Below are 9,234 nucleotides of genomic sequence, written 5' to 3'. Positions count from 1 at the left end.
GGGCGGGCAGGCGGATTTGCTGCAGGTATTCCAGAGCCGGATTGGATGAGGCCGGCTGCAAGACCACCTGCGCGGGCCGCTGCAGCAGCTCGAGCAGCTCGAGGTTGTCCATCCGGCGCAGTTCCGGGGCGATGGTGCGCAGAGTGTGCCCCTGGGCCAAGAGCTTCCGGGCCACCAGAAGCTGCAATAGATGGCGTCCGGTATAGCGGGCCTCGCGCCAGTCCTTCTCGGGGGGGTCGAGCAGCCCCTCGGAGGTGTAGTAACGCACCGTCCGCCCGGTGATGGCTTCCTTGGCTCGGCTCGAGCCTGGCAACACCAGCACCTCGGGGAGCAGGCGGTTGGCTTCGTCCACCAGCGCCCCCAAGTTCCAGGTGTGGCGGGGCTCGAGCAGGTAGGCCAGGTCGGGCATAGCCCCATTGTATGCAAAACTCCAAATACTGTCAATGACACTTACTTTTGATGTTCACAACAGAGGCTTGGTTGAACCCTTGGGCCCTTCTCGGGGATCGTGGATTAGGCCAGCTCGAGGCTGCTCAAATCCCCCAGCACCAGCTTGTGGGCCTTGGGCAACCCGCTGCGCCGGGTAACCCGGGCCCCAACCCCCAGGATGCACTCGTGCAGCCGCAAGGGCACATCCTCTACCACCGCGCTGTCCTCTAGGATGGAGAACTCTACCTCGGCCTGGCGCACCTTGGCGTTGGGCCCAACGGAGGTAAAAGGCCCGATGTAGGCGCCCTCAATGAGGGCCCCCGAGGCGATGTGAACAGGCCCCAGCACAGTGCTGTGACGGACCACCGCACCTTCCTCAATGACCACCCTCCCGGTGATTTTGCTCTCCTCCACCTTTCCTTGCACCACCGGGGTAGGGCTTTTTTGCTCCACCAGCAGAAGCCGGTTCGCGTCCAGCAGGTCGTCCGGACGCCCGGTATCCTTCCACCACCCATCCACCTCCCGGCCGAGAACGGTTGAACCCTGGTCAATGAGGGCCTGGATGGCGTCGGTAATCTCGTATTCGCCGCGGGCGCTGGGGTTGAGGTTGGCGATGATATCCAGGACCACCGGGCTGAAGACGTACACCCCAGCCACCGCCAGGTCGGAGGGAGGCTCCTTGGGCTTCTCCAAAAGCTGGACGATGCGCCCTTTCTCCAGCACCGCCACCCCAAACTGCCTAGGGTCGGGCACCCGTACCAGGGCAATCACCGCCCCCAGGTCGGGGTGGAAAGCCTCAACAAAGGGGCGGACGCCCTTCTGGAAGAGGTTATCCCCCAGGTAGAGCACAAAGGGGCTCTGGCCCAACCAGGCCCTTGCCGCGCCCACCGCGTGGGCGATGCCCAGGGCTTGCTCCTGCACGATGTAGGTGATCTTAGCGTTCAAGCAGTTCTTTAGGGCCTGGCGGATGTCCTCCTGGGTATCGGGGGAGACCACCACCCCAATCTCGTTGACATCCGCATTGATCAGGTTCTCCACCGCGTAGCGAATAATGGGCTTGCCTGCCAGCCGAATGACCGGTTTAGGGCGGGTGTGGGTTAGGGGGCGCAGGCGGGTGCCCCGCCCAGCCGCGAGAATAAGTCCTTTCATGCCAAAGCCATATTAGCAGGGAGTCTTGCCAGGACGGGGGAAATTTGGACAGGAGCCGCCGCGGAATGCGGTTCAGCGGTACACCACGCGCCTTCGCACCGCCTCACCAGCCTCTTTTCGCCTTTTCGGCTTGGCCGCAGCACCCCTGGGGGTCTCCTCCTTCTCATTCACCTCAGGGGGAAGTTCCACCGCCCGCCCTAGCCGCACCTCCCGCAAAGCAGCGGGGTCCAGGCGCTCCGCCTCCCCTGGGCGGAGGTCCACGTAGGCCGCCAGGTCCCCTTCCAGGCGAATCCGGCCTATCTCCCCAGCCCCTGCCGCCTTCAGCAGGGCCACCACCCGGTTCACGCTCAGGCGCAGGCCGGTGAGGCGCAGGGTAACCCAGTTCTCCTCACCGGTAAGCAGGCTTTTAGGGGCAGGAGCCCCACCCAAAAGCAGCGCCAGCATCCCCGCCACCGCCTCTACCCCACCCTCCGCGATAAGCCGCTCGGCCTGTGCCCGCCAAAGTTTCCTGTCGGCCTCGGGCTGGGCAGCGATGCGGCGGGCCAGCGCGGCCCACTTGGCCGCCATCACCTCCTCGGGGGTAGGCGGGTTGACCCGCTTGAAGCGGCGGCCCACGGCGCGCTCGAGCGCCTCCAACTCGCGCTTTTCGCGGGGGCCATAGAGGACCACCACCCGGCCCGAGCGTCCGGCCCGCCCGGTGCGGCCTGAGCGGTGCAGGTAGGCCTCAGGCTGGTCGGGGAGACGGTAGTGCACCACCAGGTCCACCTGGGGAATGTCCAGGCCGCGGGCCGCCACATCGGTAGCCACCAGGACAGAGGTGGCCCCGCTGCGGAAGCGCTCCATCACCCGCTCCCGCTCGAGCTGCCCCATGTCCCCATGGATGGGCGCCGCGCCGTGGCCACGGCCCTCTAAGCCCAAGGCCAGGTCGTTGCACTCGGCCTTGGTGCTGGTAAAAACGATGGCCCGCTCAGCCCCATAAGCAAAAAGCAGGTCAGAAAGCAGGGCCAGCCGGCTGTGCAAGGGGGCCTGGATGGCCACCTCCTCATAGGTAACGGCCTCGTCCTTGATGACGTTGATGTGAACCGCCCCCCGCTGGTAGCGCTCCGAGAGCCGACGGGCCCAGGTGGGCAGGGTAGCGGAGAACAAAAGGGTCTGCCGCTCGGTGGGGGTGGCCTCCAAAAGCCGCTCAACGGCCTCCTCAAAGCCCATTGAGAGCATCTCATCGGCCTCATCAAGCACAGCGATCTGAATCTTGGAAAGGTCCAGCACCCCCTGTTCCAGATAGTCAATGGCCCGCCCTGGGGTGGCCACCACCACATCGGTGCCCCGCCTCAGGGCCTCGGCCTGCTTGCTGTAGCCGGTTCCCCCATAGATAGGGGTCACCGAGAGGTGCGGAGCCAGCCCAGCGAGTTCCCTGGCCACCTGCAAGGCCAGTTCACGGGTGGGGGTGAGCACCAGCGCCCGGGGAGGGCGCCCCCGCTCGTGCAAAGCGTCTAGGCGGTGGGCAATGGGGATGCCAAAGGCCAAGGTCTTACCGGTGCCCGTGCGGGCCTGGCCCAGCACATCCTTGCCCTCCAGGGCCAGCGGTATAGCCGCGGCCTGGATGGGGGTGGGGGTGGTAAAGCCCTTGGCCCTTAGGGCCTGGGCCACTTCGGGCCTCAGTTGAAATGCTGAGAAATCCATAGGTTCTTCCTCTGGGTGCGTGGCCCTCGAGCCGCTCATCCCACCGGAGAACCTTGTTCGCGCCAGGGTCTACAGGATGTACGGCTCCGCCGAGCCGTGCGCCGAGCCGCACCCGGCGGCCTGAAATGGCGCAACCCTAGCAGTCTGGGGGAGGAACGGGCTTTTGTCAAGAGCTTGGGCAGGGGCCTAGGCCCCTGCCCAAGACCGGAGCAGGCTACCAGATGTAGAAAATGGTCACGATGAAAAGCCAGACCGCGTCCACCAGGTGCCAGTACATGGAGGAGCCCTCGAGGGTGCCCTGCTCGTGGTTGTTGATCTTGCCCGCCAACCCTTGGGCGTAGGCCAGGGTCAGGCCAGTACCCCCGATGAGCACGTGGGCCCCGTGCAACCCCACGATCAGGAAGAAAGCAGTGAACCAAAGGGCCGCCTTCTGGGCTGCCTCCGACTGCCCGGCAGCGTTCAGGGCCTCCACGTAGTGCCCCGAGGCAATGGCGAACTCCCAAATCTGGAAGAGGAAGAAGACCACCCCCAGCAGGATGCTGATCAGCATCCCCAGCTTGAAGGGCGAGAACTTGTTGGTGCGCAGATCGTGGTGGGCATAGTGCACCGTGAAGGAGCTGGCCACCAGGAAGAAGGTGTTGAGCAGGGCCAGCCAGAGGGCCGGGCGGTGATCCTCGGGCGGTACTGCGGCCCCAGTCAGGCGTAGGTAGAGGTAGCCCGCAATCAGGATGCCAAACAGGGCGATTTCCGAGACGATGAACCAGGCCATCCCCACCCAGGCGTTGGACTTGCCGGTCACGGTGTGGTGCTCCACCGGGTGGTCGTACTCCCGGCGCAGGGCCCACTTGAAGAGGCTGTAGAAGAAAAGGATGGCCCCCACCGCCAGCCAGCCGCCCCAGCCCGGCACCCCGCCCACCGGCGCGTTGCCGGCATCGGGGGCCAGCGAGATACCAATGCTGGCGATGAAAAGGCCCAGCGCGGTCATGAAGGGCCAGACCGTAGGGGCGGGCAGATGAATGGTGGCCGGGTCAATGGGGGTGGGCTTCAAGCCCTCCTTTTCCCAGTCGTAAAGCGGCCGCTCGGACTTGAAAACGGTAGGGAACTGTACCGCGAAGTTGTACGAGGGTGGGGGCGAGGAGGTAGCCCACTCGAGGGTGTACCCCCCCCAGGGGTTGTCGGGGGCCTTGACGTTCTGGCGGAAGCTCTCAAACATGGCAATGAGCCAGGCGATGCCCCCCAGGGCTAGAATCACCGCCCCCACGGTGGAGGCGAAGTTAAGTTCATTCCAAAGGTAAAGCCCGTCGGGGTAGGTGTAGTAGCGGCGGGGCATCCCCAGGAAGCCCAGCACGTACTGGGGCATGAAGGTGAGCAGGTAGCCCACCAAAAAGAGCCAGAAGTGGAGCTTCCCCCAGAACTCGGGATACATCCGGCCGGTAATCTTAGGCCACCAATAGTAGAGCCCAGCAAAAGCCAGGAAGCCCGAGCCAGCCATCAGCACGTTGTGGAAGTGGGCCACCACGAAGTAGCTGTCCTGGACCTGGTAGTCAAAGGGCACCACCGCCAGCATCACCCCGGTAATCCCCCCCAGCAGGAAGTTGAACATGAAGCCCATCACAAAGAGCAGGGGGGTCTTGAAGTCAAGCTGGCCGCCCCAGAGGGTCCCCAGCAGGTTGAAAATCTTGACCCCGGTGGGCACCGCCACCAGCACCGTGAAGAAGACGAAGACGAGCTGGAAGAGGAGGCTCTCGCCCACCGTGAACATGTGGTGCGCCCAGACCAAAAAGCCCACCACCGCGATGCCCACCAGGGCGAAGACCATGAAGCGGTAGCCAAAGACCGGTTTGCGCGAGAAGGTAGAGGCCACCTCGGCGGCGATGCCCAGGTAGGGCAGCAACATGATGTAGACGGCCGGGTGCGAGTAGAACCAGAAGAACTGCTGGTAGAGCACCGGGTCGCCCCCGATGAGGGGGTCGTAGAGGCTAAGCCCCAGCTTGCGCGAGAGCAGCACGGTAAGGCTGGCCGCGGTGATGCCGGCCAGGGCAAAAAGCGAGAGCATGGAGGTAGCGAAGATACCCCAGACGAAGATGGGCATCTTCCACAGGCCCATGCCCTTGGCCCGCAGGTTGTAGACCGTAGCGGCAAAGTTGGCTGAGCCCAGGAGGCTCGAGAGGCCCACCAGGAGCACGCCCATCATGAAGAAGTCGGTGCCCAGGCCCGTGGTGCGCGAGAAGGGGTAGTAGAAGGTCCAGCCCACATCCGGCGCTCCACCGAAGAAGAGCGAGGTGTAGATGAGCAGACCGGAGAAGACAAAAAGCCAGGCCGCAAAGGCGTTGATGCGCGGCAGGGCTACGTCTCGCTCCCCCAGCATCAGGGGCAGGATGAAGTTGCCAAAGCCCGCCAGCCCCGCCGGGATGATGAAGAAAAAGAGCATGGTGGCCCCGTGCAGGGTGAGCACCTGGTTGTAGGCGTCCCCCACCAAAAACTGCCGCTCAGGGCCGGCAAGCTGCCAGCGAATGGCCACCGCCATCAGGCCCGATAGCCCAAAGGCCACGAACGAGGTGACCAGGTAGATCATCCCCACCTTCTTGTGGTCGCTGGTGGTCAGCAGGTCCCAGACCGCCTCCCAAAAGCCCATGCGACGCGTGGGTTGTGGTGCGACTACGGCCATGTCTCGGTAAACCTCCTTAGAACTTCTCCAGGTTGCTAAAGTCCAGACCCTCCACCTTATGGCTCATCAGGTAAGCCGCGATGGCCTTGACCTCTTCATCCGAAAGCTGGGGGAAGGCCGGCATCTTGATGCCGGGCTTCATGCCGGGGGAGTTCTTGATCCAGCGCTCGAGGTACTCCGGCGTGTTGGGCCACATCCCGGCCCCCACCGTGGTACGGTTGCCGAAGAAGGTCAGGTCGGGGTTCTGGGGCAGGCCCTGGGAGACCCCCTTGAGGGCGTGGCAGGCCGCGCACTGCTGCTTGTAAAGCTCCTCCCCTCGAGCCAACACGGGGTCGGTAGGAGTGGTGGCCTGGTAGGCCTTGGCCCCCTCAATCCAGCGGTCAAACTCCTCCTGGGGCACCACCTTGACCCTGAAGCGCATGTTGGCGTGCGAGGCCCCGCAAAGCTCCACGCACTGCCCGTAGTAGGTGCCCACCTTCTCCGGGGTCACCTCAATGTGGGTAACCACGCCTGGGATGGCGTCGCGGGCCCCCACCATGCTGGTGATGCGGAAGGAGTGGATTACATCGTAGTTGCTGCCGTCCCCACCGGTTACCTCAAAGCGCACCGGCTTCCCGACCGGCAGAACCAGCTCGTTGGAATTGCGCACCCCGTGGTCTTTGTAGTAGAAGTCCCACCAGAACTGCCAGCCCCGCACCTCTACCACCATGGCCCCTGGGGTGGGGCGGTCTAGCTTGAACATGCTCTGGGCGGTGAGACCAAAGATAATCAGCACGATGACTGTGGGAATGATGGTCCAGATGACCTCGAGCCGGTCGTTGCCGTGCACCTGTTCGGGCTCGCGGGCCTCCTTACCCGTGCGGCGGAACCGGATGGTCACATAGGTCAAGGCCCCTATCACCACCACGAAGACCAGGGCCGCGAACCCCATCACCCAGGCCAGCAGCCCCCGCACCTCGCGGTTGAAGGCCGAAGCCTGGGGGTCAATGATGTTGAGGGTATGCCCCCCTGCCTGGCCCGGTTCGGCGCCCAGGGCCAGCCCCGCCACCAGCAAGATGAGAAGACCTAGACTTCGCTGCAGCATTGACACATCCTCACCTCACACTCTTGGTCATTCTAAGTCATTTTTCCTGGAATCAGTCTGTCCTACCAAACACATACCCAAGTGGGGTACATGCTACACCTAAAAAGCCCGGTCTACCGCCATTAGAACAAAAAGCAATGCCAGGTATAGCATGGAGTACTTGTACAAGCCCAGGGCTCGAGCCCGCTCCTGGCGCCGATAAAGCTGGTAGCCCTGCCAGAGCAGCAGGGCGTTCAAGGACAGCGAGGTCAGCAGGTAGAACCAGCCAAGCTCCCCCATCAAGACCGGGATGAGGGTCAGGACCACCGTCAGAATGGCGTACAAGAAGACCTGATAGGCGGTCTCGCGCTCCCCCCGCACCACCGGCAGCATGGGAACGCCCACGGCGGCGTAGTCGTCTTTAATCATGAGGGCCAGGGCCCAGAAGTGCACCGGCGTCCAGAAGAAGACGATTAAGAACAGGTACCAGGAGAAAAGGGAGAGCTCACCTGTGACGGCAGCCCAGCCCACCAAGGGGGGGAAAGCCCCGGCCGCGCCCCCAATCACGATGTTGCTCCAGAAGCGGCGCTTCATGTAGAGGGTATAAATCAACACGTACCAGCCCAGCCCGGCCATGGCCAAAAGGGCCGCGGTCAGGTTGGCCCCCCACCACAGCAACAAAAAGGAGAGCAGCATTAGGGTTGTGGCAAACAAGGTGGCCTCCCGGCTGCTGATCTTCTCGGTGACCGTCGGGCGCTGGGCGGTGCGCTTCATCCGGCCATCAATATCCCGGTCTATGACCATGTTGAAGGCGTTGGCAGCACCGGCCGCCATATAACCCCCCACCAGAACCACCAAAAACAGCCCCAACCCCGGCCACCCCCTCGCGGCGATGAACATGGCCGCCAGGGTGGTGAAGAGGAGCAGGCTGATGACCCGGGGTTTGGTGAGCCAGAAGTAGTCGCGCCAGGTGGCGCCTCGGGTACGGGTCGCAGAGAGCACCATATGAGTCTACCTTGCTTCGGCAACAGGGGTGGTGCGCGAACGCGCAGGGTACCCCACTTGGCCCAGGGCTGAAACCGCGAGCAGCACCCAAGAAAGCCAGACCAAATCGGAGAGCAGGAGATGGGGAAGCTGGGTGTAGAGGGGTGCGGCCTGGTGCACGTTCAGGTACCCCATGCCAAGCTGAAGAACAAACAGCACCCCCACCGCGCGCGCGAACCACCGAACCTGGCGGCCTGGGCGGAGGGCCGCCACCAGATTGGCCGCTAGCACCGCGTAAGCCCCGACGAACACCGCGATAAAGGGATGGTAGATGCGGAGCTGAACTAGAAAATGCTCCCCCGGCGAGAGGGCCCGGTCCACCGCCTCGGCGGTGTTGCGCACCGGGAAAAGCGCGTCTCCTAGGGAAGTGAGGGCGCCTGAGGCGGCCACTGCGAGGATACCTAGGAAGCCAAGGCCCAAGGCCCACCCCATCGGGCCCTGCCCTCGCCAGACCGGGCGCGCCTCTGGGTAAACCGACCACCAGGCGGTGAGGGCCAAAGAGCCCACCAGGAAAAGGGTGTTGATAAGGTGCACCGGGGCCACCACCGCCCGGGCTAAGCTGGCGTCTTCACCCACCAGACGGAAGAGGACCAAAGCAGCCCCCACCAGGCTCTCCGTAACCATAAAAAACAGGGAAAGCCCCGCCCCAAGCCGCGCCGGATGGCCGACAGGGAAGGCCCGGCGTGACCAGGCCAGAAGGCCGACCACCAGCAGGAAGGAGAGGCCGCTGGTGATGCGGTGGAAGAACTCAATGTAAGTCTCGAGGCCCCGAAAGGCCGGTAGAACCTCGCCGTTGCAGGTGGGCCAGTGGGCCCCACAGCCATCCCCGGAACCGGTGGCCTGGACCACATCCCCCCAAAGGATTACCAGCAGGGTGAAGACCACCACCCCCCAGGCGTAGAAGGTAAAGCGTCGGTTGAGCATAGGAAAAAGCCCCCCCCGGGGTATCGAGCCCCATTCTGCCAAACCCCCCAACCCTACGCCATTAGGACAAATGTCCCCGCTGCGGCGCTTGGCCCTTTGCCAGAAGCCGCCCCTTGGGGGCAAAATGAAGGGGAATGCAGACCACGGTCACCGCCCCCGTCCCCAAGCGCCTGTCCGCAGCCGCAATCGGCTCTAGGGCTCTAATGCGGGGGCTGCTCTTTATCCCTTCGGTGCCGCGCTACGCCGCAGCCCGCCTTTTGGGAAAGCGCTACCC

5 protein-coding genes and 1 pseudogene are annotated in these 9,234 nt (G+C 63.9%); all 6 read right to left on the bottom strand.

Annotated features, from left to right (window positions below):
- Positions 1-409: MerR family transcriptional regulator (locus tag Mlute_RS12675; protein ID WP_119360982.1), on the bottom strand; the 409-nt coding region annotated here is incomplete at its 3' end.
- 104 nt (positions 410-513) lie between these two features.
- Positions 514-1,578, bottom strand: coding sequence for a glucose-1-phosphate thymidylyltransferase (locus Mlute_RS12670; protein WP_119360981.1), 1,065 nt, complete (start codon positions 1,576-1,578; stop codon positions 514-516).
- Between the two features lie 72 nt (positions 1,579-1,650).
- Positions 1,651-3,261, bottom strand: coding sequence for a DEAD/DEAH box helicase (locus Mlute_RS12665; protein ID WP_119360980.1), 1,611 nt, complete (start codon positions 3,259-3,261; stop codon positions 1,651-1,653).
- A 214-nt stretch (positions 3,262-3,475) separates the two neighbouring features.
- Positions 3,476-5,896: a cbb3-type cytochrome c oxidase subunit I gene (locus Mlute_RS12660; RefSeq protein WP_119360979.1), complete on the bottom strand. Its 2,421-nt coding sequence runs from the start codon at positions 5,894-5,896 to the stop codon at positions 3,476-3,478.
- A gap of 49 nt (positions 5,897-5,945) precedes the next feature.
- Positions 5,946-7,013: a cytochrome c oxidase subunit II gene (gene coxB, locus Mlute_RS12655; RefSeq protein ID WP_119360978.1), complete on the bottom strand. Its 1,068-nt coding sequence runs from the start codon at positions 7,011-7,013 to the stop codon at positions 5,946-5,948.
- Between the two features lie 99 nt (positions 7,014-7,112).
- A pseudogene (locus tag Mlute_RS16210) lies at positions 7,113-8,960 on the bottom strand (heme o synthase).
- Positions 8,961-9,234 lie beyond the last annotated feature (274 nt).

This window comes from Meiothermus luteus, from assembly GCF_003574085.1.
GTDB classification, from domain to species: domain Bacteria; phylum Deinococcota; class Deinococci; order Deinococcales; family Thermaceae; genus Meiothermus; species Meiothermus luteus.
Note: the sequence above shows the minus strand (reverse complement) of the source record. Positions and strands in the feature narration are given on the sequence as shown.

Coding starts and splice junctions, on each gene's coding strand:
- Mlute_RS12665 (WP_119360980.1), bottom strand. CDS start 3,261: ATGGATTTCTCAGCATTTCAACTGAGGCCCGAAGTGGCCCAGGCCCTA.
- Mlute_RS12660 (WP_119360979.1), bottom strand. CDS start 5,896: ATGGGCTTTTGGGAGGCGGTCTGGGACCTGCTGACCACCAGCGACCAC.
- coxB (WP_119360978.1), bottom strand. CDS start 7,013: ATGCTGCAGCGAAGTCTAGGTCTTCTCATCTTGCTGGTGGCGGGGCTG.
- Mlute_RS12670 (WP_119360981.1), bottom strand. CDS start 1,578: ATGAAAGGACTTATTCTCGCGGCTGGGCGGGGCACCCGCCTGCGCCCC.